The 209-nt window shown below is 62.2% G+C and carries 1 protein-coding gene; it reads left to right on the top strand.

Annotated features, from left to right (window positions below; genetic code table 11):
• A partial coding sequence (locus ABJ99_RS02995) for a transposase (protein ID WP_195842896.1) occupies window positions 1–209 on the top strand: 209 nt, incomplete at both ends.

Genomic DNA, 209 nt, shown 5'->3' with positions numbered 1-209 from the left:
ACGGTCGAACCCAACACGCCGCAACTGGCACTGTTCAATGAGCCAGAAAGCGAGCCGATGCCTACCGTCGGCGACGCCGACGAAGAGGTCGTTGCACCGGTCAAACGCCGTGGCAAGCGCAAACCCCTGTCGGCTGATCTTCCCCGCATCGAAGTCATCCACGAACTGCCCGAGCACGAACTGACCTGTGCCTGCGGTTGCCGCAAGCA

Source organism: Pseudomonas syringae pv. cilantro (assembly GCF_001293775.1).
In the GTDB taxonomy this organism is placed as follows: domain Bacteria; phylum Pseudomonadota; class Gammaproteobacteria; order Pseudomonadales; family Pseudomonadaceae; genus Aquipseudomonas; species Aquipseudomonas syringae_P.
This window is presented reverse-complemented; position numbering and strand designations above follow the sequence as displayed.